The sequence below is a fragment of the Millisia brevis NBRC 105863 genome (assembly GCF_001552615.1).
GTDB classification, from domain to species: Bacteria; Actinomycetota; Actinomycetes; order Mycobacteriales; family Mycobacteriaceae; genus Millisia; species Millisia brevis.
The window spans coordinates 38933-64062 of record NZ_BCRN01000020.1 but is presented as its reverse complement, the minus strand read 5'-3'; the positions used below and the strand labels follow the sequence as shown (position 1 = coordinate 64062).

Below are 25130 nucleotides of genomic sequence, written 5' to 3'. Positions count from 1 at the left end.
ACCGGTTCGTGCCGAGCGGCGTACCGGGCAGCGATCCCTCGCCCGTGTTTGCAGTATCCGCAAACCGCCGAGAGAGTCCGCAGACGCCGCGAATCGGTCAGGTAGCCCAATGCGTCGCCCGGAATTCGCGGCGATCACCCGTCACCCGGATTCGCAGAATCCACACACCCGACGACGAACCGTGGGGGCCTCACGATTTGGTCAGGTAATCCGCTCGCCGATCGTCGACCGCCGCGGCGGCCATGCCCGCGAGGCCGGGATGGCGTTCGAGTTCCGGATCCTCGCCGATCACCGTCGAGGCGTAGTCGTGCGCGGCCTCGACGATCGGTGCGTCGTCGAGCAACGACAACAGCCGCAGGGTCGACTTCGTGCCGGACTGGGCGGCGCCGAGCACATCGCCCTCCCGGCGGGTGCGCAGGTCGAGCAGGGCCAGTTCGAACCCGTCGGTGGTGGCGGCGACCGCGGTCAACCTCTCGTGCGCCGCCCCGTCGGGCGCGGCGTCGGTCACCAGCAGGCACAGGCCGGCGTGCGCACCTCGGCCGACGCGACCGCGCAGCTGGTGGAGCTGGCTGACGCCGAAGCGGTCGGCATCGAGGATGACCATCGTCGTCGCGTTCGGGACGTCGACGCCGACCTCGATCACCGTCGTCGAGACCAGGACGTCGATCTGCCCCGCGGTGAACTCCCGCATGACCTGATCCTTCTCGTCCGCGGGCAGCCGTCCGTGCAGCAGCCCGACCCGCAGACCCGCCAGCGGGCCGGCGGACAGCTGCTCGTGCACGTCGACCGCCGCGGCAGTCGTCGGGGCGCGCGAGTCGTCGCCGCGCGGCGGGGCGTCGAGATCGTCGCCGATGCGGGAGCAGACGACATAGGCCTGGCGGCCGGCGGCGACCTCCTCCCGGATCCGCACCCAGGCACGATCGACCCAACTCGCGTGGACCCGGGTCGCCACGACCGTGGTCGAGATCGGGGACCTTCCGCGCGGAAGTTCGCGCAGTGTCGAGGTTTCCAGGTCGCCGAGGGTGGTCATCGCGATCGTCCGCGGGATCGGGGTCGCGGTCATCACCAGCAGGTGGGGAGACGCCCCGTCGCGCGCCTTGGCGCGCAGGGCATCCCGCTGTTCGACGCCGAAGCGGTGCTGCTCGTCGATCACCACCAGTCCGAGGTCGAAGAATTCGACGGTGTCCTGGATCAGGGCGTGGGTGCCGATGACGATGCCCGCCTCGCCGCTGACCACATCGAGCAGCGCGGCTCGTTTCGCGGCGGTCGACATCGAACCGGTCAGCAGCACCACCTTGGTCGCGAGCGGATCACTGCCGAGTTCGCCGCCGGTCCCCAGCGGCCCGAGCATACCGGTGACCGACCGGAAATGTTGGGCGGCAAGCACTTCGGTCGGCGCGAGCAGCGCGCACTGCATGCCGGCGTCGACCACCTGCAGCATCGCGCGCATCGCGACGATCGTCTTGCCGGATCCGACCTCGCCCTGCAGCATTCGGCTCATCGGGTGATCGCGGGACAGGTCGTCGGCGATCTCCGCGGCGACCGTCCGCTGACCGTCGGTCAATTCGAAGGGCAGCCGGGCGTCGAACGCCGCGGCGATCCCGTCCGCCCGCGGCGCCGCTGGACGCGAGGCCGAGGCGCGCCGCCGCGCACGACGCTGGGCGAGCACCAGTTGCAGCGCGACCGCCTCGTCGAAACGCAGCCGATCGCGGGCGGCCTCCATCCGGGGTTCGTTCTCCGGGAAGTGAATTCCGTGCAGGGCCTCCGACAGACCGATGATTCCGCGCTCCTCGCGGATCTGCGCGGGCAGCGGGTCGGTGATGTCGAGGACGTCGAGGACCTGTCGGACGCAGGCGAGGAAGGTCCAGGTCTCCACCGCCTTGGAGGCCGGGTACATCGGCACCAGCGGCAGGTCGAACAGGGCCGGGTCGAAACCGCCCTCGGCGGATCCGCGGGCGAGCCCGGCATAGGCGCCGCCGGCCTTCACCCGGCCGTCCGATTCGGCCGGCGACACCCGGTCGTCGTCGGAATCGGCGAGCACCACGTAGGCGGGATGGGCCAGCGACCAGGTCGATTTGAAGTACTTGACGTTGCCGGAGAACATCACCCGTCGGCCGACCTTCAGATAGTGGCTCGAGCGGCGACCGTTGAAGAAGGTCGCCTTCACCGATCGCCCGGAGCAGGATAGTTCGACGTTGAGCAGCCACAGGCCCTTGCGCTGGGATTGCCGCAGTTTCGCCTCGACGATGCGCCCCACGACGGTGACGTGCTGACCGTCCTCGGGGTTGTCCTCGACGAGTTCCTGGCCGCGGCTGACGTACCGGGTCGGGTAGTACCGCACCAGGTCCTCCGCCGTGCGCAGCCCGAACTCCTGCTCGAGCGGCTCGGCGACGCGGTCACCGAGGATCGGCGCCAGCGGGGCCGACATCGTCACCATGCCGACGTTCCTCCTTCCGCGGGGCGGCTATTCGACTCCCACCGCGACCATGTCGTCGGGCATCCCACCGTCGAGCACGGTCACTTCCACGCCGGGATGGACGGCCTCGAGGTGCCGGCGCAGCCCCGACTCGAGGCCGGGCGGCGCCGCCAGGCCCGACAGTACCGTCACCACCTCGCCGCCGGTGTCGAGGAAACGGTCGAGCAATCGACAGGTCACCAGCACCGGATCGCTGCCGATGGCGACCACCTCGACGCCGAGCCGAGCGAGGACCCGGCCTGCCTCGGCCAACCCGATTCCGGTCAACACCCGGGTGCGCGAGCGGGTGATCGTCCCCCATCGGGTGCCGGCGACGGCCGCCGACAGCGCGTACAGGTCCTCCGCGGGCGATCGCTGCGGGTCGTGCACCGACAGCGCGGCCAGCCCCTGCACGGTGCTGGCCGACCAGAGCAGATCGACCGCGGCGCCGCGTTCGCGGATCAGGTGCGCCACCCGGGCGACCCGGTCGTTGCCCAGTAGTCCGTTGGGCAACACCAGCACCCGGTCGGCGGGCCGCTCGTCGAGCAGGGCCGCCACCTCGCGCAGCCCGTCCCGGCGATCGAGGCGGTAGGCCAGGGCGCCGGCGGAGGCGAACAGCCGCGCGCAGCCCGCGCCGACGACGAAGGCCAGCACCACCGACGAGCCGGCGGAGTCGGGACGGTCGGGTGACGCGGAGGGCGCTGCCGGTTCGGGCGTTTCGGTCGACTCGGGGTGTTGGGATGGTTCGGGCGGCAGGACCTCGATGCGAATGTCCGCCAGGCCGCCGGCCCGTATCCCGGCCTCGACGGCCGCACCGGGAACGTCGGTGTGGACGTGGGCGACGTGCGCATCGGCGTCGAGGGCCACCATCGCGACCGAGTCGCCCAATCGGTCGAGATCACCGAACAGGGTCTCGACCGCCGCAGCTGTCGCGGTCACCCGGTACATCACCTCGAAGCGCGGTACGGCGGCGACCGCAGGGACCGAATCGCAGGGCGCGACCGGCCGACGATCGGGAGCGCCCTGCGGGGTATGTCGGGCCAGGGCGGCGTGCGGGCAGTCGGCCGCACCGTCGCACAGTCCGTCCGGGCTGTCGGCGAGCGCCGCGGCCAATGCCTCGAGGATCAGCACCAGGGCGAGCCCGCCGGCGTCGACCACCCCGGCGCCGGCGAGCACCGGCAGCCGCTGCGGCCCGTCGATCAGGGCCGCGCGCGCGGCCGCGAGCGCCCCGGTCACCCGGTCGGCAGCTCCGTCGGCCGCCGCCTCGGCGACGCTGAGGATGGTGCCCTCGGCGGGCTGGGCGAGCCCGGACCGCATGCGCGCCGCCGCGGCGCGCAGTCCGGCCGCCAGTTCGATGCCCGCCGCCGCATCGTTCGCCGCCGCATCGTTCGCCGCCATACCGGCCAGGAACAGCGAGATCAGGATGCCGGAGTTGCCGCGGGCCCCGAGAGCCGAGGCCCGCGCCGCGGCGCGCAGCACCGCTGCGGCGTCGGCGCCCTCCGTTCCGGCGACCGCGGCGGCGATCGCGCCGAGGGTGTGGGTCAGGTTGGTGCCGGTGTCCCCGTCGGCGACGGGGAAGACATTGGTCGCGTCCAGCAGATCCCGGTGATCCCGAACGATGCGGTCGGCGAATTCCCACCACAGGCGGGCATCGCGACCGCCGACGATCCGACCGTCGCCGGGGCTGTCGACCGCCCGATTCGGTTCCACCCGCCGCTCCCCCGTATGCTTGTCGTCAGCCCGCCCACGAGGCCTGCCCGGCGTTGCCGCCGCCCGCGCGAAATTGTCGCCCGAGCGCCCGCAAATGAGCAATCCATCAGGCGTTTTGCACCTGACGGCATTACATCTGTATCCTGGCGAAGTTGTCTCGTACCGGCGAGCCATACCCGAATACCCAACCGGAAACGATCGACCAAGGAGTAGTGCGACTATGGCTGCCGTCTGCGACATCTGCGCCAAGGGGCCCGGCTTCGGTAAGTCGGTGTCGCACTCGCACCGTCGTACCAACCGGCGCTGGAACCCGAACATCCAGTCCGTACGCGCCCAGGTGGCGCCCGGGAATACGCGTCGTATCAACGTGTGCACGTCCTGCCTGAAGGCCGGCAAGGTCGTCCGCGGCTGATTGCCGCCGTTCACCTTCGGTGACTGCCGCACCGCGGCAGTCACCGACGTATTTCTCGGCCCCGTTCGGGCCGCTCAGGGCAGGCGCCAATCGATCGGCGCCTCCCCGACGCTCTCCAGCATCTGATTGGCCCGACTGAACGGTCGGGATCCGAAGAAGCCCCGCGAGGCCGACAGCGGCGACGGGTGCGCCGACGTGATCGTCGGGATATCCCCCAATCGCGGGCGCAGCGACGCCGCATCCCGCCCCCACAGGATGGCGACGAAACGCCGCCCCGGCCGGGCGACCAGCGCGTCGATCGCCTGCTCGGTGACCGCCTCCCAGCCCTTGCCGCGGTGAGACGCCGGCTGGCCCGGGCCGACGGTGAGCACCCTATTGAGCAGCAGCACCCCGCGCTCGGCCCAAGGGGACAGATCCCCATTGGCCGGCGGCGGGAAGCCCAGATCGCTCGAATACTCGGTGAAGATGTTCACCAGGCTGCGCGGCAACGGCCGCACCTGCGGTGCCACCGAGAAGCTCAGGCCGACCGCATGGCCGGGCGTCGGATAGGGGTCCTGGCCGACGATCAGCACCCGCACGTCGTCGAACGACCCGGTGAAGGCGCGCAGGACATTCTGTCCGGCCGGCAGGTATCCGCGCCCGGCGGAGATCTCCGCCCGCAGGAATTCCCCCATCCGGCCGACGTCGTCGCGCACGGGTTCGAGCGCCTCGGCCCACCCTTTGTCGACCAGATCCTCCAACGCTGCGGGCATACGATCCGTCCTTTCCCGGCGCCGGTCCCGTCCGACGTCCTGGTCTGTCGTTCCACCCGCTCGGCGGCCGGTGGGGTCCTACGTTCGATCGGTGCCCGGAAACGACGTCCAGCCGGCGTCATCGGTGGACCGCTTGCCGTCGATGGTGACCGCGGCGGGGTCGCCGGCCGCCACGACCCGGCCGATCCGCCGCCAGGACGCGGGTACCGCGTCGGCGGTGGGGAAGGTGGCCACCAGGGCGTGGTCCTCTCCCCCGCCGACCACCCAGGACGTCGGATCGACCCCCAGATTCTGCGCCACCGCGGCCAATTGTGCGGGGGCACGCAGCCGATCGGCGGCCAGATCGATGTGCACGCCGGACTCCTCGGCGATATGTCCGAGGTCGGCGAGCAGTCCGTCGGAGGTGTCGATCATCGCGGTCGCCCCGCCGAGCGCCGCCGCGACCGCCGAGTCGTAGTCCGGGCGGGGTTGCCGATGTCGATCGACCGCGAGACCCGGGCCGTCCCCCGGCAGCGTCGGCAGGCCGCGTTCCAGGAGGGTGAGTCCCGCAGCCGACCATCCCGTTTCGCCGTTGATCGCCACGACGTCACCCGGCCGCGCACCCGAACGGCGGATCGGCGAGCGCCCCTCCAGCGAGCCGAGCACGGTCACCGAGATCACCACGGTCGGCGCGGCGACGACGTCCCCACCCACGATGGCCCCGCCGGCTCGATCGGCCTCGGCCCAGAGCCCGTCGTAGAGTCGCTCGACCATCGACACCGCGGTATCGGGCGGCAGGCCCAGCGCGACGACAAATCCGACGCAGCGCCCGCCCATCGCGGCGATGTCGGCACCGTTCTGCGCGATCGCTTTGACGCCGATGTCGTAGGGCGTCGACCAGTCGAGCCGGAAATGCTTGTCCTGCATCAACATGTCGGTGCTGACCACCACCCGCCCGTCGGGTACCGCCAGGACCGCGCCGTCGTCGCCCGGCCCGACCGGCACCGACGCCGGGGGCATCCGGCGGCCGCGCACGAGCCGATCGATCAGACCGAATTCTCCGAGTTCGGAGACCGATGCGGCGCCGGGGTCGGCGGCCGGGTCGGCGCAATCGCCTTCGAGCATGATGGGAGAATCTACCGGTCGTGATCGCCGGCACCGACGGAAGGCACCGGCACCGAGGAAAGGCACAAGTCGAACGTGAGCAGCGAACCCACCGTGACCTCCGAGCCCGGGCCGTCCCCATCCGGGTCGGCCGAGGCAACGATCGGTCCGCGGCTGCGGATCCTGGTGCTGGCCCTGCCGGTGCTGCTGGTGGTGGCGGTGGTGGCGATCGCCGGTGTGCTCGTTCGAACCCCCGACGACTCCCCGGTCGCGCTGGGCTACGTGCAGGCGCCGCTGGCCGACTCCGATGCGTGTACCCGGCTGCTCGACGCCGTGCCGGACAGTCTCGGCAGCGAGTCGCCGCGCGCCCCGCTCGCCGATCCCGCTCCGGTCGCCGCCGCGGCGTGGCGCTTCGCCTCGCAGTCGCCGACCGCCCCGACGGAGATCGTGCTGCGCTGCGGCCTCGATCGGCCGTCCGAATTCACCGTCGCCGCACCGCTTCAGCTGGTGGACGACGTGGAGTGGTTCCAGATCTCCGGCGCCGAGCAGGGTTTCGAAGCGTCGACGTGGTTCGCGGTCGACCGGGAGGTCTACGTCGCTCTGACGTTGCCCACCGGGACCGGTCCGGAGCCGATTCAGCTGATCTCGGACACGATCACCGCCACGCTGCCGGCCCAGCCGATCGATCCGGCGCCGATCGGCTGACCGGGGCCGCGGCCGGCGCCCGGCCGGCTCCGAGCGGGCGCGGGCGAGCTACCGCAGGCCGACGCCGCGGGCGATCGCCGTATCGATCAGGGTGGTCAGCAGCGTCGCGTAGTCCACACCGGTCTCCTGCCACATGCGCGGATACATCGACGACGGGGTGAAGCCGGGCATCGTGTTGACCTCGTTGATCACCGGGCCGTCGGCGGTGACGAAGAAGTCGACCCGCGCCAAACCCTGGCAGTCCAACGCGCGGAAGGCCTCGATCGCCATCTCGCGCACCGCATCCGAGACCGAGCTGTCCAACCGGGCGGGGATGTCGAACTCGCAGACGTCGTCGAGGTACTTGCTGTCGAAGTCGTAGAACTCCGAGCCGCTGCCGGACTGCAGCCGGATCTCGGCGAGCACGCTCGCCCGCACCGATCCGTCCGCGCTCTCGAGGACGCCGCATTCGACCTCGCGTCCGTCGATACCCGCTTCGACGATCACCTTCGGGTCGTGGCGACGCGCCTCGGCGACGGCGGCGTCGAGGTCCTCCCAGCGGTCGACCCGCGAGATGCCGATCGACGAGCCGCCGCGCGCGGGCTTGACGAAGACCGGCAGACCCAACGATTCGCGGTCCGCGGCCGACAGCGTCGGGGTCCCGCGGCGCAGCACCACCTGCCGGCCGACCGGCAACCCGGCGGCGGCGAGCAGTTTCTTGGTGAACTCCTTGTCCATCGCGGCCGCACCGGCGAAGACCCCGGAGCCGACGTACGGCAGCGAAGCGATCTCGAGCAGCCCCTGGATGGTGCCGTCCTCGCCGTAGGCGCCGTGCAGGACCGGGAAGACGACGTCGGCGCTGCCGATCAGCTCGGGGACGTAGCCGTCACCGGCCGGCCCGACGGCGGACAGTTCGATGATCTCGCCGAGGCGGGACGGATCGGTCGACAGCGCCACCGTGCGGTCCGAGGCGGCGACCGTCGGCAACCGACGGTCGACGATCTCGAGGTCGGCGAGATCCTTGGGCCCGCTGACCCACGATCCGTCGGGGGTGATCCCGATCGGGATCACCTCGTACCGCTGCGGATCGAGATGGGCCAGGACGCTCGCCGCCGATACACACGAGATCGTGTGCTCGCTGCTGCGGCCGCCGAACAGCACCACCACCCGCGTTCTGCTGTCGTTCACAAGCTACAGACCGTACCGGCAGTTCGACGTCCGTTCCCGTCGGCACCCGATTCGACGCCGGGCGGCCTACTCGGGCTTGTGCCGCCGTCCCAGGAGACTGTCGATCGCCTCGTCGATCGACAACCCCTCGTGGCAGACCCGGTGCACCGCGTCGGTGATCGGCATCTCGACGTCGTAGGCCTCGGCCAGCGACCGCACCGAGGTACAGGACTTCACGCCCTCGGCGACCTGCCCGTGGGTCGCCTCCTGCGCCTGCTCGAGGGTGTCGCCGGCCGCCAGTCGGGCGCCGAAGGTGCGGTTGCGCGACAGCGGCGACGAGCAGGTGGCGATCAGGTCGCCGACACCGGCGAGCCCGGCGAGGGTCGCCGGCTGGGCACCGAGGGCGACGCCGAGTCGAATCGTCTCGGCGAGACCGCGCGTCATGATGCTCGACACGGTATTGATGCCGTAGCCGAGTCCGGAGGCGACACCACAGGCGAGGGCGATGATGTTCTTGCAGGCCCCGCCGACCTCGCAGCCGATGACGTCGGCGTTGGTATAGGGCCGGAAGTATCGGGTGGCGCAGGCCTTCTGCAGCGCGACCGCGCGTCCGGAGTCCGGACAGGCGATCACGGTGGCGGTCGGCTGCTCGGTCGCGATCTCCATCGCCAGGTTCGGGCCCGAGAGGCAGCCGACCCGGTGGGGGTCGATATCGGTGACGTCGATGACGACCTGACTCATCCGCAGCAGCGTCCCGGTCTCGACGCCCTTGGCCAGGCTCAGCAATGTCGCGTCGCGCGGGATCTCCGCGCGCCAGTCGGTCAGATTGGCGCGCAGGGTCTGCGACGGCACCGCGAGCACCACGACGTTGGCACCCGACAGGGCCTCCGCCGGGTCGACCGTGGCCCGAATCCCGGGGGGCAGCGCGATATCCGGCAGGTACGCCGGATTGGTCTTCTCGGTGCTGATCGCTTCGGCGACCTCCGGCCGCCGAGCCCACATCGTCACGTCGGTGCCCGCATCGGCGAGAACCTTCGCGAAGGTGGTCCCCCAGGACCCGGCACCCATCACCGCAGCTTTCGCCACGCCCATCATTCCTCCGCACGTCCGTCCGACCCCCTGGACACTAACGCGAATCCCCGCCGTCGCAGGCCGGAACCGGTCGGCCGCCGCCCGATCGGCAAGATCGCGGATAATCGGCGCGGTGGGAACGCATCCGCTCGCCGACGACGAGTGTCGCGGGTTCGACGCCGCCTTCGGGCCCTCCGCCGTCGCGGCGTCCTGCGCCGTTTTGGCGGTGAAGGATCTTGCGCGGGCCAAGAGCCGCCTCGCGGGGGATCTCGACGCCGATGACCGCGAACGACTGGTGCTGGCGATGTTCACCGACACGATCACGGCCGTGCGCGCCACGCGGCGGATCGGCCGCATCGTGGTGGTCACTCCGGACCCCCGGGTGACGGCGGTCGCCGTGCGGGCCGGGGCGCTGGTGATCGCCGAACCCGCGGACGCCGACGAGGACACCACCGCCGAGGCGTCGCTCAACGCCGCCTACCGGCGGGCCGCTGAGTCGTCGGGGACCGGGGCGTCGGTGGTGATCGCCCTGCAAGCCGACCTACCGGCGGTCCGGCCGGCCGAACTGGATGCGGCGATCGGGGCCGCGCCCTGCGGCCGTTCGGTTGTCGTCGACCACACCGGAATCGGGACGACCGCGCTGATCGCACGCGGCCGGGGAGTCGCGCTCGACCCGATGTTCGGGCCGAACTCCGCGCGCCGACATCTGGCCTCCGGCGCGTCCGCCCTGGGCGGCGCGGCCTGGCCGGGCCTGCGCACCGACGTCGACACCCTCGACGATCTGCGCCGGGTGATCGATATCGGTGTGGGACAACGCACTCGGCGGGAGATCGACCGGCTCGCCGGCATCGGCCGGCTCGATCGGCCGCGCCGGCGGGGAGCGTGATTCCGGGCGGCGGGACGCTTTTTTCACCGACCCCGGCATTTCTTCGCACGGGCGGATGATCGAACGCCCACGGTAGGGGATGATCGATCCGTGACCGAGAACAAGGCGACCTCCCGTGCATCCCGTGCCGCCACCGTCGAACGCGAGGCGGACGACGCTCCGCCCGCCGGCGGTGATTCCGAGCCGATCGCCGCTTCCGGCCCCGCTCCCACCGCACCACCTGCGGCGACCGCGCCCGATCCCGAGAGCAGCCCACTCCCCCCGGATCGGTATCTCAATCGCGAACTGAGCTGGCTCGACTTCAATTCCCGCGTCCTGGCGCTCGCCGAGGATGCCTCGCTGCCGCTGCTGGAGCGCACGAAATTCCTGGCGATCTTCGCCTCGAACCTCGACGAGTTCTTCATGGTCCGCGTCGCCGGCCTCAAGCGCCGCGACGAGACCGGACTGTCGGTGCGGTCCGCCGATGGTCTGTCCCCCCGCGAGCAGCTGGCGATCATCGCCCGCCGCAGCCGCGAGATCGCGATTCGCCATGCGCGGGTATTCCTCGACCTCGTCGTCCCGGAATTGGCGGACAATGGCATCTCCGTCATCAAATGGGACGAACTCGACGCGGATGAGCGTTCGGCGATGACCACCTACTTCCACGAGCAGGTCTTCCCGGTCCTGACCCCCCTGGCGGTCGATCCGGCACATCCGTTCCCCTATATCAGCGGTCTGAGCCTCAACCTGGCGGTGACCGTGCTCGATTCGGCCCGCGGCGGCGAGCATTTCGCCCGCGTCAAGGTGCCGGACAATGTCGACCGCTTCGTCCGTATCCATCGCTCGGAGGACCCGGATACCGCCGGCAGCTACGCCTTCCTGCCGATGGAGGATCTGATCGCCGCGCACCTCGACGCGCTCTTCCCGGGTCTGCCCGTCGTCGAGCACCACGCCTTCCGCATCACGCGCAACGCCGATTTCGAGGTCGAGGAGGACCGCGACGAGGACCTGCTGCAGGCCCTCGAACGCGAACTGGCGCGCCGCCGGTTCGGATCGCCGGTGCGCCTCGAGGTCGCCGACGACATGACCGATCACATGCTCGAACTGCTGCTGCGCGAGCTCGACGTGGATCCCGCTGACGTCGTTCAGGTTCCGGGACTGCTCGACCTGTCCTGCCTCTTCCAGGTGTACGGGGTGGACCGCCCCGCGCTCAAGGACGCCCCCTTCGTGCCGGCGACCCACCCGGCGTTCGGTGAGCGCGAGACTCCGAAGAGTGTGTTCGGAATGCTGCGCGAGAGCGACATCCTGGTCCAGCATCCCTACGATTCGTTCTCCACGAGCGTGCAGCGCTTCATCGAGCAGGCGGCCGCCGATCCGCGTGTGCTGGCGATCAAGCAGACGCTCTATCGCACCTCGGGCGACTCCCCGATCGTCAACGCGTTGATCGAGGCGGCCGAGGCCGGCAAGCAGGTCGTCGCCCTGGTCGAGATCAAGGCGCGGTTCGACGAGCACAACAACATCGCCTGGGCGCGCAAGCTCGAACAGGCCGGAGTCCACGTCGTTTACGGCCTGATCGGTCTGAAGACCCACTGCAAGACCTGCCTGGTGGTGCGGCGCGAGGGATCGACGATTCGCCGGTACTGCCATATCGGAACCGGCAACTACAACCCGAAGACCGCCCGCCTCTACGAGGACATCGGTCTGCTGACCGCCTCCCCGGATATCGGCGCCGACCTGACGGATCTGTTCAATTCGCTCACCGGCTATTCCCGCAAGACCGAATACCGCAATCTGCTGGTCGCACCGACCGGGGTGCGGGCCGGCATCGTCGAGCGGATCGACGGCGAGATCGCCGCGCATCGGGAGGGCAATCCCGATGCTCGAATTCGTCTCAAGGCCAACGCGGTGGTCGACGAACAGGTGATCGACGCGCTCTACCGAGCCTCCCAGGCCGGCGTGCCGGTGCAGATCGTGGTGCGCGGCATCTGCGCCATTCGCCCCGGCTTGCCCGGATTGAGCGAAAACATCGAGGTGCGCTCCATTCTCGGACGATTCCTCGAGCACTCCCGCCTGCTGCACTTCGGTGCGCAGGACGAATACTGGATCGGCAGCGCGGACATGATGCACCGCAACCTCGACCGGCGCGTCGAGGTGATGGCCCGCGTCGCGGATCCGCACCTGGCCGATCAGTTGGCCGGGATCTTCGACTCGGCTCTCGATCCGACCACCCGCTGCTGGGTGCTGCACGAGGACGGTGCGTGGGTGGCTTCCCCCGCCGGCGGTGAGACGGTCCGCGATCACCAGGTCGAACTGATGGCGCAGCGGCGCTGAACGATGGCACGCGACAAGAAGGCAACGGAGCCCGAACCGATCTGCGCCGCCGGAACGGTGTTGTACCGCTATGCCGACGATTCCACCAACCCGCTGATCGCGGTGATCCATCGTCCGCATCGCGGCGACATATCCCTGCCCAAGGGCAAGCTCGAGCCGAGCGAGGTGCCGGCGGTCGCCGCCTTCCGAGAGACGGTGGAGGAGACCGGAATCACGCCGCGCCTCGGACGCTCGCTCGGAACGGTGTCGTATCAGGTCCCGGTCGGCGGCAAGCGTCGCAAGAAGCGTCTGGTCCCGAAGGAGGTCCACTACTGGGCCGCCGAGCGGCAGTCCGGGGAGTTCCGGGCCAACGACGAGGTCGACCGCATGGAATGGGTCGACGTCGAGGAGGCGGCGGCGAAGCTGAGTTATGAGACCGACCGGGAGGTGTTGAGCCGCTTCGTGTCCGTGCCCGGGCGGCTCGACACCCTCCTGGTGGTCCGCCACGCCCGTGCCGGAGCGAAGGCTCGTTGGGACCGTCCGGACCCTCTGCGCCCCCTCGACTCGGTCGGAATTCGGCAGAGCCGGACCCTGGTTCCCCTGCTCGATGTCTTCGGCGGCCGCACTGTGCATTCGGCGGATCGGGTCCGCTGCGTCGATACGGTCCGCCCCTATGCGGACAAGCTCGGCGTGACGATCACCATCGAGACGTCGCTGACCGAGGAGGCCTACAGCGCCGATCCGGAACGCGCGTTCACCCGGTTGACCCGGATCGCGGCACGGGAGACCGTGCCGGTGGTGTGCAGTCAGGGCAAGGTCATTCCGTTCGTCCTGGCCGATTGGGCCGACCGCGACGGGCTCTCCTTGCCACGGACCCGCTCCCGCAAGGGCAGCCTCTGGGTGCTCTCGACCCGCCTCGACCCCGCGGTCGATCATCCGCGGTTGGTCGCGGCGGACTACTACGACTCACCGCTGCCGACCTGACAAACGCCGACGGACCTCGCGCGATATGCGCGAGGTCCGTGACGCGGTGATGCGGAAACGGCCCGATCGGCCGTCAGCGCTTCGCGCGCGTGGTCTTCTTGGCCGGAGCCTTCTTTGCCGCCACGGTCTTCTTCGCGGCGGTGGTCTTGGCTGCGGTCGCCTTGACGGCGGTGGTCTTCGCGGGCACCTTCTTGGCGGCGGTGGTCTTGGCTGCCGTCGTCGTCTTGGCCGGCACCTTCTTGGCCGCCGTGGCCCGCGTGGTCGTCGCGGCCTTGGTGGCGGTCGCGCGAGTGGTCTTGGCCGGAGCGGTCTTCTTCGCCGCCGCGGTGGTCCGCGTGGTCTTCGCGGGAGCGGTCTTCTTCGCCACGGTCTTCTTCGCCGCCGTCTTCTTGGCGGCAGCGGCCGCACCCCGGCGGGTCGGGGTCGCGCCCGAACCACGCTTGACCGCCGGACCGCTCGCCGGAATGCGGAGTCCGCCGGCGATGATCTGCTTGAACTGAGCGCCGGGGCGGAAGGCCGGAACGGAGGTCGGCTTCACCTTGACCGTCTCGCCGGTGCGCGGGTTGCGGGCCACCCGCGCCGCCCGGCGGCGCTGCTCGAACACGCCAAAGCCGGTGATGGTTACCGACTCACCCCGGTGCACGGCCCGCACGATGATGTCGACGATGTTCTCGACGGCGTCGGTCGCCGTCTTCCGATCGGCTCCCGTCTTCTCGGTGAGAGCATCGATCAGCTCTGCTTTGTTCATTGATTTCCTCCGCGTAGCGATGGCCCGCTCTGGACCAACTGCCACATACGGTAATGCCGACAACGGCTGTCGTCCACGAGCTTCGCTCAATCAATCGCGACGCGTCACATCGGACTGCCCTGCGAATACCGGCTTTCGGAGAATTCGACCGCCTTCGCCAATGCCGCTAGAGCGTCACCGGCTTCCATCGGGGACGCTCCTGTTCGAACAACGAAATGTCCTCTACCTGCTGCAATGTCAGTCCGATGTCGTCGAGTCCGGCCATCAGGCGATGCCGCGTGGCGTCGTCAATCTCGAACCGCACGACGGTCGTTCCCGCTGTGACCGTCTTCGTCTCGAGATCAACTCGCAATTCGAGACCGGGCTGTTCCTCGATGATCTTCCACAGCAATTCGATGTCGTGTTGCGCTGCGAGGGCGGCCAGGAGACCGGCCTTTCCGGCATTGCCGCGGAAGATATCGCCGAACCGGGAGGACAGAACGACTCGGAATCCGTAGTCCATCAAGGCCCAGACGGCGTGCTCGCGGGACGATCCCGTGCCGAAGTCCGGACCCGTGACGAGGACCGAACCCCGGTCATAGGGCGCACGATTGAGGATGAACTCCGGATCGGCACGCCAGCCGGCGAAGAGCCCGTCCTCGAAGCCGGTGCGGGTCACCCGCTTGAGGTAGACCGCCGGAATGATCTGGTCGGTGTCGACATTCGACCGACGCAGCGGCACACCGATGCCGGTGTGAGTGGTGAACGCTTCCATCATGAAGCCTTTCGGGGAATGGTGGGGAGAGGTGGCGAGATGCCGGTGGCGAAGCGCTTGCGCTAGACCAGGACCTCGAGATCGGCCGGAGCGGACAATCTTCCCCGAACGGCCGTGGCGGCGGCGACGGCCGGCGAGACCAGGTGTGTGCGACCGCCCTTGCCCTGTCGCCCCTCGAAATTGCGGTTCGACGTCGACGCGCAGCGCTGACCGGGGTCGAGCTGGTCGGGGTTCATCCCCAGGCACATCGAGCAGCCCGCCATACGCCATTCCGCGCCGGCGTCGATGAAGATGCGTCCCAGACCCTCGGCCTCGGCCTGCCGGCGCACCTGCATCGATCCGGGGACCACCAACATCCGCACCCCGTCGGCGATTCGGCGACCGTCGAGGATGCCGGCGACCGTCCGCAGGTCCTCGATACGACCGTTGGTGCAGGAGCCGACGAAGACCGTGTCCACCGTGATGTCACGCAGCGGCATCCCCGGCTCCAGATCCATGTACCGCAGCGCCTTCTCGGCCGCTTCGCTCTCTTCCGGATCGGACATCAGGGCCGGATCGGGCACCACGTCGCCCAGCGGGGAACCCTGGCCCGGATTGGTCCCCCAGGTGACGAATGGGGTCAATTCGTTGGCATCGATATGAACCTCGGTATCGAAGACCGCATCGGGATCGGTTGCCAGCGTGCGCCAGTGTGCGACCGCGGCGTCCCAGTCGGCGCCCTGCGGGGCGTGGGGGCGGCCCTTCAGGTACTCGAAGGTCACGTCGTCGGGGGCGACCATGCCCGCGCGGGCGCCCGCCTCGATCGACATGTTGCACATCGTCATCCGGGCTTCCATCGACAGCTTGCGGATCGCCTCGCCGCGATACTCGAGCACGTGACCCTGCCCGCCCCCGGTACCGATCCGTGCGATCACCGCCAGGATCAGATCCTTGGACGTCACGCCCTCCTGCAGTTCTCCGTCGACCGTGATCGCCATGGTGCGGAAGGGGCGCAGCGGCAGACACTGGGTCGCCATGACGTGCTCGACCTCGCTGGTGCCGATGCCCATCGCCAGTGCGCCGAAGGCGCCGTGGGTGGAGGTATGACTGTCGCCGCATACCACCGTCATTCCCGGCTGGGTCAGACCGAGCTGCGGGCCGATGATGTGCACGATGCCCTGTTCGGCATCGCCCATCGAATGCAGACGAATTCCGAATTCCTCACAATTGCGCCGCAAAGTTTCCACCTGCGTACGCGAGACCGGATCGGCGATGGGGCGGTCGATATCGATCGTCGGGACGTTGTGATCCTCGGTGGCGATCGTCAAGTCCGGGCGGCGAACCGGGCGGCCGGCCTGGCGAAGACCGTCGAAGGCCTGCGGACTGGTGACCTCGTGCACCAGGTGCAGGTCGATGTAGATGAGGTCGGGCTCGCGGGAGCCACCCTCGCCGGTCCCCCGCACGACGACGTGCTCGTCCCAGACCTTCTCCGCCAACGTGCGCGGCGCCCGACCATCCAGCGCCCGACTCTCCAACTCGGCCATGCTCACACTCCCCTTCGCAGCGCGTGGGTGACGCGCCCACGGATGACGTCTCGGTGGTCCGGCCGAAGCCGGCGCTGCCGATACCGCAACCAGGAGGGGCAGTCTCACATATTGGTACGCTAGTATCGGCTTATGGGACAGCATAGCGGCATCGGCGTTCTGGACAAAGCGGTGCTGGTATTGCGAGCCACGGCCGAATCGCCGTGTGGGCTCACCGAACTGTGCGCGCGTACCGAGCTGCCGCGCGCGACGGCACATCGCCTGGCCGTGGGCCTCGAGGTGCACCGTCTGCTCGAGCGGGACGACCAGGGGCGCTGGCGGCCCGGTGGCGCCCTCGGCGAGCTGGCGCCGCGCCTCGACCATCGGCTCGAGCGGGCGGCCGATCTGGTGCTGCCGAAGCTGCACGAGGCCACCGGTGAGTCGGTTCAGGTCTACCGCCTCGAGGGCACCCGGCGGGTGTGTATTCGCGCGATCGAGCCGGAATCCGGGCTGCGGGACACCGTTCCGGAGAATTCGCGGCTGCCGCTGACCGCCGGGTCGGGCGCCAAGGTTCTGCTGGCGTGGGCCGACGCCGCGCTGCGGGAGGAGATCCTGCCGGACGCGATCTTCGGTGAGAAGGCCCTGGCGGAGGTGCGGCGCCGCGGCTGGGCGCAGAGCATCGGGGAGCGCTCCCCCGGTGTCGCGAGCGTCTCCGCCCCCGTGCGCGATGCGGGCGGGCGGGTGGTGGCGGCGGTTTCGGTGTCGGGACCGATCGATCGGATCGGGCGGCGGCCGGGGGCGCGGTGGGCCGAGGATCTGCTCGACGCCGCGACGGAGATCACCCGCCGGATGGAGTAGTCCGGCTCGGATGTCACAGGACGATCGAGGGAGTGCCGCCGAGGTCCTATTGTCCTCGGCGGTCCGCTGTCGACCGCCGTGTGCAGGGAGCCGGTTCCCCGGAAACGACGAGCGCCCCCGGTCTGTCGACCGGGGGCGCTCGTGTTGTAGCCCCGACGGGATTCGAACCCGCGCTACCGCCTTGAGAGGGCGGCGTCCTAGGCCGCTAGACGACGGGGCCAGGACTCGAACCTCCAATTGCTCGGCGGTTCGTGGAAGCGAAGCGTGGTGAAGCTTAGCCTCCGGATCGCGCTAACACAAACAGCGCGTCCGCTGGGGTACCAGGACTCGAACCTAGAATGGCTGAACCAGAATCAGCTGTGTTGCCAATTACACCATACCCCATTGATTCGCCATTTCCGGACGTCCTCCGGTCTCTCGACCGACGGCCACCCGCAAGCGCCGAACCGTTGTAGAGATTAACACTGGGCGCTCCCCCAACTACAAATCGGCTGGTCAGAGCGCTGTTTTTCCGACCTTCAGGACGGCGAGGGCACCGAGAGGGCAGCGGAGAGCCGCGCGAGGGTGGTCTCGCGGCCCAGCAGCTCGAGCGACTCGTAGAGCGGCGGGCTGACGTGCGATCCGGTCACCGCGACCCGCACCGGGGCGTAGGCCTTGCGCGGTTTGAGCTCGAGACCGTCGATCAGGGCCGCGTGCAGCGCCTGCTCGATCGCGGTGTCCGACCACTCCGGCAGCGCCGCGAGTGCGTCGATCGACGCACGCAGCACCGGATCGGCGTCCGGGCCGAGGTTCTTGGCCGCCGAGGTCGGGTCGAGGGTGAACGTCTCCGGGGAGGCGAACAGGAACGACATCATCGGCCAGGCGTCGCCCAGCACGACGATCCGCGTCTGCAGCAGCGCCGCGACCGCGTCGAAGACGTGCCGATCGGCGTCGGCGGGCACCAGGTCGTGCGCGCGCTGGTAGTCCCAGAGCCGGCCGACGAAGTCCGCGGTGTCGAGCAGCCGGATGTGCTCGGCGTTGATCGCGTCGGCCTTCTTCTGATCGAAGCGCGCCGGGTTGGAGTTGACCCGCTCGATGTCGAAGGCGGCCACCATCTCCGGGAGGCTGAACAGATCGTTGTCGTCCGCGATCGCCCAGCCCAGCAGGGCGAGGTAGTTGAGCAGGCCCTCGGGGATGAAGCCGCGGTCCCGGTGCAGAAACAGATTCGACTCCGGATCGCGCTTGGACAGCTTCTTGTTGCCCTGCCCCATCACATAGGGCATATGCCCGAATCGCGGCGTGCGGTCGGTGAATCCGATCCGCCGCAGCGACTCGTAGAGCGCGATCTGCCGGGGGGTCGAGGGCAGCAGGTCCTCGCCGCGCAGCACGTGGGTGATGCGCATCGCGGCGTCGTCGACCGGATTGACCAAGGTGTACAGCGGATCTCCGTTGGCCCGGGTCAGGGCGAAGTCCGGGACGGTACCGGCCCGCGAGGTCAGCTCCCCGCGCACCAGGTCGTGCCAGATCAGGTCGTGATCGGGCATCCGCAGCCGGACGACGGGCGGGCGGCCCTCATCGCGGAATGCCTGCCGCTGCTCGTCGGTCAGATCGCGATCGAAGTTGTCGTAGCCCAGTTTCGGGTCGCGACCGGCGGCGCGGTGCCGCTGCTCGACCTCGTCGGGCGTCGAGAACGACTCGTAGGCCTCACCGGCGGCGAGCAGGCGTGCCACGACGTCCCGATAGAGCTCGCCGCGCTGCGACTGCCGATAGGGGGCGTGCGGGCCACCGACCTCGGGGCCCTCGTCCCAGTCGAGCCCGAGCCACCGCAGGGCGTCGAGGATGGCGGCATAGGACTCCTCGGAATCGCGTGCCGCATCGGTGTCCTCGATGCGGAAGACGAACGTCCCGCCGGTGTGCCGGGCGTAGGCCCAGTTGAACAGCGCGGTGCGGACCATCCCGACGTGCGGAGTTCCGGTGGGCGACGGGCAGAACCGGACGCGTACGTCCGTCCCGGTCGCGTCGGTCTCGGCGAACTCGGGCGCGGCCGAATCGGACTGGGCACTCATTTCGCATCCTCCACGGGATTCGACAGCGTGCCGATCCCTTCGATCGATACCGAGACGGTGTCGCCGGCGACCACCGGGCCCACACCTTCGGGTGTTCCGGTCAGAATCACATCGCCCGGCAGCAGGGTCATCACGGCGGAGATCCACTCGATGATCGACGGAATGTCGTGCAGCAGATCGGACGTCCGGCCGTCCTGACGGATCGCGCCGTTGACGCTCGTACTGATGCGCAGATCGCCCGGGTCGAGGGCGGTTTCGATCCAGGGGCCCAACGGGCAGAAGGTGTCGTACCCCTTTCCGCGGGTCCACTGCCCATCGGCCTTCTGCTGGGCGCGCTCGGTCACGTCGTTCGCGATCGTGTAGCCGAGGATGACGTCGGCCGCGGATCGGGCGGGCACATTGCGGCAGGGGCGACCGATCACGACCGCCAATTCGCCTTCGTAGTCGACCCGTTCGGCCCCCTTGGGTCGCACGATCGGGGCGCCGGGCCCGATGATCGAGGTATTCGGCTTGAGGAAGATCACCGGGTCGGCGGGCGCGACGCCACCCATCTCCGCGGCGTGGGCCGCGTAATTCTTGCCGACGCAGATCACCTTCGATGCGAGAATCGGTGCGAGCACCCGTACGTCGGCCAGCGGCCAACTCCGACCGGTATAGGTCGGATCACCGAAGGGGTGTTCGGCGATCTCCCGCACCGTCGCTCCGGCGGGGACACCGGCGGCCGGGGTACCCGACGCGGCGGTGGCCCCTTCCTCGTCGACCCCATCAACACTTACGAAGGCAACGCCGGAAGGGGTTGCCACACGACCGAGACGCATGGTTTCAGAGTCTATCCGCGTGTACAGAGCCTTCCCGGCCCGGCTACGCTATCCACATATCGAAATAGTTGTCTCACTATGTGGGAGTTGTCGTGGATCGAGTACCCGTACGTTCGTGGTTGATCCTGGCCGCGGCCACCGTCGCCCAGGCCGGGGTCGCCGTCCTGTCCAATGGGGCGGCCTTCCTGATTCCGGAGTTGACGGGCGCCGGCGGACTGACGTTGCCGCAGGCCGGTGTGGTCGTGGCGATGCCCCTGGTCGGGATCATGTTGACGCTGGTCGCCTGGGGAGCGGCGGCCGATCGGTTCGGCGAGCGCTGGGTGCTGATCATCGGCGCGGCGATCGCCGCGGCCTGCGCCTGGGCCGGTTCACGGTCGTCCGGATCGGTGGAACTCGGCGTCTGGCTGTTGATCGCCGGAGCGGCCGCCGCCTCGGCGAACGCGGCCTCCGGGCGTGCGGTGGTCGGCTGGTTCCCCCAGCGCCGCCGCGGCCTGGCGATGGGCATTCGGCAGATGGCGATCCCGGCGGGTGTCGCGATCGCCGCGGCCACCATGCCCGGCATCGCCGACGCGCACGGCGCCAACGCGGCGCTGCTGATGCCGGCGGCGGTCAGCGCGGTCGGCGCGCTGGCCTGCCTGTGGATCGTCGCCGATCCCCCACGGCCGCAGCGTGATGCGGCGGCACCGGCACAGACGCGCAACCCCTATCGCGGTTCGCGGCATCTGGTGCGCATCCACGCCGCGTCGATCCTGCTGGTCGTTCCCCAGTACGCGGTCTGGACGTTCTCGTTGGTGTGGCTGATCGATGCGCACGGGGTCGACCCGGTGACGGCGGGCGCGGTGATCACGGTGACCCAGATCGTCGGCGCGCTCGGCCGCGTCGCGGTGGGGATGTGGTCGGACCGGGTCGGCTCCCATCTGCGGCCGATGCGGACGATCGCCGCGGTGATCGCGGTCGCGATGGTCCTGCTGTCGATTCCGTTCATCGACGCGATCGGCTGGACGGTGCTCGTCGTCGCCCTCGCCGGGGTGGTGACGGTGCTACCCAACGGTCCGGCGTTCGCGGAGGTCGCCGAAACCGCCGGGCCGTTCTGGGGTGGGCGGGCGCTCGGAGTGCAGAACACCGGCCAATTCGTCGCCGCGGCGGCGGTCCCGCCGGTGCTCGGCTGGGTGATCACCGCGGCGGGCTATCCGATCGCCTTCGTCGGATGCGCGGCGCTGGCCGCCGCGGCCCGCACGGTTATCCCGGCCCGACGGCCCGACCCCGCAGCCGCGCCGGCGCTCGACCCCACGACGGCGACCGGCGCCGCCCGGGCCACCGAAGCGGGCCCCGGAAACGACTCGGGGGGCGGTTCCACCGGAACCACCCCCTGAGCCGAACGCGCTCGGACGACCGATCAGCCCAGCAGAGCCAGAATCCGATCGCCGATACGGCTGGTCGACGTCGGCGATCCGTCACGGCCCGCCAGATCCTTCGCCACCGCGGTCTCGATCGCGCCGGCGTCGTCGGCGCGTCCGAGATGCCGCAGCATCATCGCCGCCGACAGGATCGCCGCGGTCGGGTCGGCCTTCTGCTGCCCGGCGATGTCCGGGGCGCTGCCGTGCACCGGCTCGAAGATGCTCGGGTTGGTGCCGGAGGCGTCGATATTGCCGCTCGCCGCCAGGCCGATGCCACCGGTGACCGCCGCGGTCAGGTCGGTGACGATATCGCCGAAGAGGTTGTCGGTGACGATGACGTCGAAGCGACCGGGATCGGTGACCAGGTGGATCATCGTCGCGTCGATGTGCTGGTAGCCGACGGTGACCTCGGGGTACTCGGCGGCGACCTCGTCGACGGTCCGCTGCCACAACGACCCACCGTGCACCAGCACATTGGTCTTGTGGACCAGGGTGAGGTTGTTGTTGCGCTCGCGCGCCCGATCGAAGGCGTAGCGCACCACCCGCTCGACACCGAAGCGGGTGTTGAGCGATGTCTCGGTCGCGACCTCCTGCGGGGTGCCGACCCGAATGGCCCCACCGTTGCCGGTGTAGGGGCCCTCGGTACCCTCGCGCACCACCAGCAGGTCGATCGGATCGGTGATCGCCAGCGGCCCGGTCACGCCCGGAAAGAGCTTGGCCGGACGCAGATTGACGTGATGGTCGAGCGAGAACCGCGCCCGCAGGAGCAGCCCGCGCTCGAGCACACCCGGCGGAACCGACGGATCACCGATCGCGCCGAGCAGGATCGCGTCGAATCCGCGAAGCTCCTCGATCACCGAATCCGGCAGCAGTTCACCGGTCGCGTTGTAGCGCCGCGCGCCGAGGTCGTAGTCGACCGTTTCGACGTCCGGCACCACCGCGCGCAGGACCTTCAGGCCCTCGGCGACCACCTCGGGTCCGATCCCGTCGCCACCGATTACCGCCAACCGCATGGTCACCATGTCCTCTCGTGTGATCGGGGGGTTCCCCGATCGGTTGGTACCGCCGTTATCCGCCGTGCCGGTCGGATCAGGTGAGGTCGACCTGCTGCAGCAGCGTCGGCGACACCGAACCGTTGATCCGGTCGAGCACGCCGGCCGGCACCTCGCCGTCGACGCGCAGCAGCAGGGTCGCACCGTCGCCCTCGGCGTCCTGGCTCAGCGCAGCGGCCTGGATGTCGATGCCGGCATCGCCCAGTGCGGTCGCGACCTTGCCGAGCGAACCGGGCGTGTCGGTGTAGCTGATCAGCAGATTGCGACCCTCGGCACGCATATCGAAGTTGCGGCCGTTGATGTTGACGATCTTCTGCACCAGGGTCGGGCCGCTGAGGGTGCCGGTCACATTGGTGACCGAGCCGTCGGCGTAGACCGCGCGCAGGTCGACGACGCTGCGGTGGTTGGGCGACTCGCTCGCGGTGGTCGTCTGAGCGGTGACGCCCCGCTCGGCGGCCAGCGCCGGCGCGTTGACGAAGGTCACCTGCTCCTCGATCACCGCGGAGAACAGTCCGCGCAGCGCCGAGAGCTGCAGGATCTCGACGTTCTCGGAGGCGAGTTCACCGCGCACCTCGAGCGCCAGCGAGACCGGCAGCTGGTCCGAGAGCGCGGCGGTCAGCACGCCCTGCTTGCGGACGAGCTCGAGCCACGGGGCGACCTCCTCGTCGACGACACCGCCGGAGACGTTGACCGCGTCCGGAACGAACTCGCCGGCCAGGGCCAGCAGCACCGAGCGGGCGACATCGGTACCGGCGCGGTCCTGCGCCTCCGAGGTCGACGCACCGAGGTGCGGGGTGACGACGACCTGCGGCAGCTCGAACAGCGGGCTGTCGGTGCAGGGCTCGGTGGCGTAGACGTCGATGCCGGCGCCGTGGACGTGGCCGCTGCGCACCGCATCGGCGAGGGCCTGCTCGTCGATCAGGCCACCGCGGGCGGCGTTGACGATCACCAGGCCGGGCTTGGTGCGCGCGAGCTGCGCGGCGCCGATCAGCCCGACGGTCTCCGGCGTCTTCGGCAGGTGGATCGAGATCAGGTCGGCCCGCTCGAGCAATTCGTCGAGGGTGACCAGCTCGATGCCCAGCTGGGCGGCGCGGGCGGCCGAGACGTAGGGGTCGTACGCGATGACACGGGTCTCGAAGGCGGCGATGCGCTGCGCGAAGAGCTGACCGATGCGGCCGAGCCCGACGACGCCGACCGTCTTGCCGAAGATCTCGACGCCGTTGAAGCTGCTGCGCTTCCAGGTGTGCTCGCGCAGGGTCTTGTCCGCGGCGGGGATCTGCCGGGCCGCGGAGAGCAGCAGCGCCAGAGCGTGTTCGGCGGCGGTGTGGATATTCGACGTCGGCGCGTTGACGACCAGAACGCCGCGCTCGGTGGCGGCGGGGACGTCGACGTTGTCCAGACCGACACCGGCCCGCGCGACGATCTTGAGGCTTTCGGCCTTGGCGAGGACCTCGGCGTCGACGGTGGTGGCCGAGCGCACCAACAGCGCCTCGGCGGACGGCACGGCGTCGAGGAGGGCCTCCCGGTCCGTTCCGTCGACCCAACGGACCTCGACGCCTTCACCCAGCGCATCGACGGTGGACTGGGCAAGCTTGTCGGCGATCAGAACAATGGGGCGGCCTGGCTGGCTCACGGGAAGCAACTCCGGGTTCGGGTCGGGGGATATGACGGTGTTAAAGCTTAATTGGGTTGTTACCCGGGCCGGGAGCGGCCCCTGCCCCCGAGCGGGTAGGACGCGCACCGGCGCCGGCCCGTACGACGTGGATCGGCCCCGCTCACCGCCTGTATTCGGGTGAACGGGGCCGGGAACCCGGAAGCGGCGGGCTCGATGATCGCGTGTCGACCGTCACGCCGCCGCGGTGAGTGTCGCGGGTCAGCGCTCGGTCGGATCGGTGACCAGCGCGCTGCTGCCGACGGCGGACAGCAGGTTGTCGAGCAGGTCGAGCTGCACATTGGACGCGCCGACCTGAATCGGCTCGCGGCAGCCCTCCGCGATACCGCGGGCGCCGAGCGCGTTCTCGATGGCGGTGACGCCGTAGCCGCCGGCCGGGGCGAACGGCAGCACCTCGGTGCCGGTCCCGTCCTCGCCGACCTCCAACTGTCCGAGAACCACCGGCGGGTTGGTGACGGTCACCAGCGTGTACAGGCCCGGGTCACCGTCGATGGTGACCTTGACCTTTTCGCGGCCGCCGACCCAGGTGCAGGTTGCGGTCGAATCCCCCGTCGGCTGCGCCGACGCCGTGGAGGCGGTTCCGATCATCGATGCGCCGGCGATCGCCGCCACGATCAGCCCGACACTCCACCGACGCTTGGCCACTGACTTCATCCGTTGTACCCCTCTGGGTTTCGCCGTACATGCCACTTCCGCACAGCGTGCGGCGCCGACCCCGTGCCGCCCGTGTGCGCTTGCTGCCACCGACCCCGCGGACGACTGCGGGAATCGGGTGCACCGATGGCCCGCCC

21 protein-coding genes and 2 tRNA genes are annotated in these 25130 nt (G+C 69.8%); 7 read left to right on the top strand and 16 right to left on the bottom strand.

The features are described from left to right. Positions 1-190 precede the first annotated feature (190 nt). Together recG and MB1_RS21935 are read right to left on the bottom strand one after the other, a co-directional pair. Positions 191-2437 carry an ATP-dependent DNA helicase RecG gene (gene recG / locus MB1_RS21940; protein WP_066912703.1) on the bottom strand — a complete coding sequence of 749 codons (2247 nt, stop codon included), beginning with the start codon at positions 2435-2437 and terminating at the stop codon, positions 191-193. A 27-nt stretch (positions 2438-2464) separates the two neighbouring features. After that, positions 2465-4165 carry a DAK2 domain-containing protein gene (locus MB1_RS21935; protein WP_066912702.1) on the bottom strand — a complete coding sequence of 567 codons (1701 nt, stop codon included), beginning with the start codon at positions 4163-4165 and terminating at the stop codon, positions 2465-2467. A 220-nt stretch (positions 4166-4385) separates the two neighbouring features. Here MB1_RS21935 and rpmB point away from each other — a divergent pair, with 220 nt between their 5' ends. Then, complete coding sequence (rpmB, locus tag MB1_RS21930) at positions 4386-4577, top strand: 50S ribosomal protein L28 (RefSeq protein WP_066912701.1); 192 nt, start codon at positions 4386-4388, stop codon at positions 4575-4577. A gap of 74 nt (positions 4578-4651) precedes the next feature. Here rpmB and MB1_RS21925 read toward each other — a convergent pair whose 3' ends face one another. Continuing rightward, entirely contained in the window at positions 4652-5329 is a 678-nt protein-coding gene (locus tag MB1_RS21925) for a uracil-DNA glycosylase (RefSeq protein WP_066912699.1), read from the bottom strand. Between the two features lie 78 nt (positions 5330-5407). Beyond that, positions 5408-6433, bottom strand: coding sequence for a thiamine-phosphate kinase (locus MB1_RS21920; protein WP_066912697.1), 1026 nt, complete (start codon positions 6431-6433; stop codon positions 5408-5410). A 75-nt stretch (positions 6434-6508) separates the two neighbouring features. On the opposite strand from MB1_RS21920, the gene MB1_RS21915 reads away from it, so the two are divergent. After that, a complete protein-coding gene (locus tag MB1_RS21915; protein WP_066912695.1) occupies positions 6509-7117 on the top strand; it encodes a DUF3515 domain-containing protein in 609 nt (202 codons plus the stop codon). A gap of 48 nt (positions 7118-7165) precedes the next feature. Here the strand turns inward: MB1_RS21915 and MB1_RS21910 are convergent, their stop codons facing one another. Both MB1_RS21910 and MB1_RS21905 read right to left on the bottom strand, forming a co-directional pair. Next, the gene (locus MB1_RS21910) at positions 7166-8284 is read right to left on the bottom strand and encodes a D-alanine--D-alanine ligase family protein (RefSeq protein ID WP_066912693.1); all 1119 of its coding nucleotides are present in this window, start codon (positions 8282-8284) and stop codon (positions 7166-7168) included. A 66-nt stretch (positions 8285-8350) separates the two neighbouring features. Further along, positions 8351-9349, bottom strand: coding sequence for an NAD(P)H-dependent glycerol-3-phosphate dehydrogenase (locus MB1_RS21905; RefSeq protein ID WP_066912740.1), 999 nt, complete (start codon positions 9347-9349; stop codon positions 8351-8353). A 118-nt stretch (positions 9350-9467) separates the two neighbouring features. On the opposite strand from MB1_RS21905, the gene cofC reads away from it, so the two are divergent. From cofC to MB1_RS21890, 3 genes are all read left to right on the top strand, one after another. Beyond that, complete coding sequence (gene cofC / locus MB1_RS21900) at positions 9468-10220, top strand: 2-phospho-L-lactate guanylyltransferase (protein ID WP_084352411.1); 753 nt, start codon at positions 9468-9470, stop codon at positions 10218-10220. A 90-nt stretch (positions 10221-10310) separates the two neighbouring features. Then, positions 10311-12530, top strand: a complete 2220-nt coding sequence (locus MB1_RS21895; protein WP_066912691.1) for an RNA degradosome polyphosphate kinase — start codon at positions 10311-10313, stop codon at positions 12528-12530. Positions 12531-12533: 3 nt separating this feature from the next. After that, positions 12534-13493: an NUDIX hydrolase gene (locus MB1_RS21890; protein WP_066912688.1), complete on the top strand. Its 960-nt coding sequence runs from the start codon at positions 12534-12536 to the stop codon at positions 13491-13493. 73 nt (positions 13494-13566) lie between these two features. On the opposite strand, the gene MB1_RS21885 is transcribed toward MB1_RS21890, so the two are convergent. The 3 genes from MB1_RS21885 to leuC all read right to left on the bottom strand — a co-directional run bounded on the left by MB1_RS21885 (position 13567) and on the right by leuC (position 16518). Beyond that, positions 13567-14241, bottom strand: coding sequence for an HU family DNA-binding protein (locus tag MB1_RS21885; protein WP_066912686.1), 675 nt, complete (start codon positions 14239-14241; stop codon positions 13567-13569). A 166-nt stretch (positions 14242-14407) separates the two neighbouring features. Then, positions 14408-14995 carry a 3-isopropylmalate dehydratase small subunit gene (gene leuD / locus MB1_RS21880; RefSeq protein ID WP_066912684.1) on the bottom strand — a complete coding sequence of 196 codons (588 nt, stop codon included), beginning with the start codon at positions 14993-14995 and terminating at the stop codon, positions 14408-14410. A 62-nt stretch (positions 14996-15057) separates the two neighbouring features. Further along, on the bottom strand, positions 15058-16518 hold the full coding sequence (leuC, locus tag MB1_RS21875) for a 3-isopropylmalate dehydratase large subunit (RefSeq protein WP_066912681.1): 1461 nt from the start codon (positions 16516-16518) through the stop codon (positions 15058-15060). Between the two features lie 132 nt (positions 16519-16650). Between leuC and MB1_RS21870 the strand changes: the two genes are divergently transcribed. After that, complete coding sequence (locus MB1_RS21870) at positions 16651-17355, top strand: IclR family transcriptional regulator (protein WP_066912679.1); 705 nt, start codon at positions 16651-16653, stop codon at positions 17353-17355. 147 nt (positions 17356-17502) lie between these two features. On the opposite strand, the gene MB1_RS21865 is transcribed toward MB1_RS21870, so the two are convergent. The 4 genes from MB1_RS21865 to MB1_RS21850 all read right to left on the bottom strand — a co-directional run bounded on the left by MB1_RS21865 (position 17503) and on the right by MB1_RS21850 (position 20218). Then, positions 17503-17575 (bottom strand) — tRNA-Glu (locus tag MB1_RS21865). A 92-nt stretch (positions 17576-17667) separates the two neighbouring features. Continuing rightward, a tRNA-Gln gene (locus MB1_RS21860) sits at positions 17668-17739 on the bottom strand. Between the two features lie 134 nt (positions 17740-17873). Then, entirely contained in the window at positions 17874-19400 is a 1527-nt protein-coding gene (gltX, locus tag MB1_RS21855) for a glutamate--tRNA ligase (protein ID WP_066912676.1), read from the bottom strand. After that, positions 19397-20218 carry a fumarylacetoacetate hydrolase family protein gene (locus MB1_RS21850; protein WP_066912674.1) on the bottom strand — a complete coding sequence of 274 codons (822 nt, stop codon included), beginning with the start codon at positions 20216-20218 and terminating at the stop codon, positions 19397-19399. The genes gltX and MB1_RS21850 overlap by 4 nt, the downstream gene beginning before the upstream one ends. A gap of 92 nt (positions 20219-20310) precedes the next feature. Between MB1_RS21850 and MB1_RS21845 the strand changes: the two genes are divergently transcribed. Further along, positions 20311-21591 (top strand): MFS transporter, encoded by a 1281-nt coding sequence (locus MB1_RS21845; RefSeq protein ID WP_157084256.1) that lies wholly within the window; start codon positions 20311-20313, stop codon positions 21589-21591. A gap of 23 nt (positions 21592-21614) precedes the next feature. Here the strand turns inward: MB1_RS21845 and MB1_RS21840 are convergent, their stop codons facing one another. The 3 genes from MB1_RS21840 to MB1_RS21830 form a co-directional block, all read right to left on the bottom strand. Further along, positions 21615-22628: a 3-isopropylmalate dehydrogenase gene (locus tag MB1_RS21840; RefSeq protein ID WP_066912736.1), complete on the bottom strand. Its 1014-nt coding sequence runs from the start codon at positions 22626-22628 to the stop codon at positions 21615-21617. 76 nt (positions 22629-22704) lie between these two features. Next, positions 22705-24300 (bottom strand): phosphoglycerate dehydrogenase, encoded by a 1596-nt coding sequence (gene serA / locus MB1_RS21835; RefSeq protein ID WP_066912672.1) that lies wholly within the window; start codon positions 24298-24300, stop codon positions 22705-22707. A gap of 240 nt (positions 24301-24540) precedes the next feature. Further along, a complete protein-coding gene (locus MB1_RS21830; RefSeq protein WP_157084254.1) occupies positions 24541-24993 on the bottom strand; it encodes a hypothetical protein in 453 nt (150 codons plus the stop codon). Positions 24994-25130: the final 137 nt, after the last annotated feature.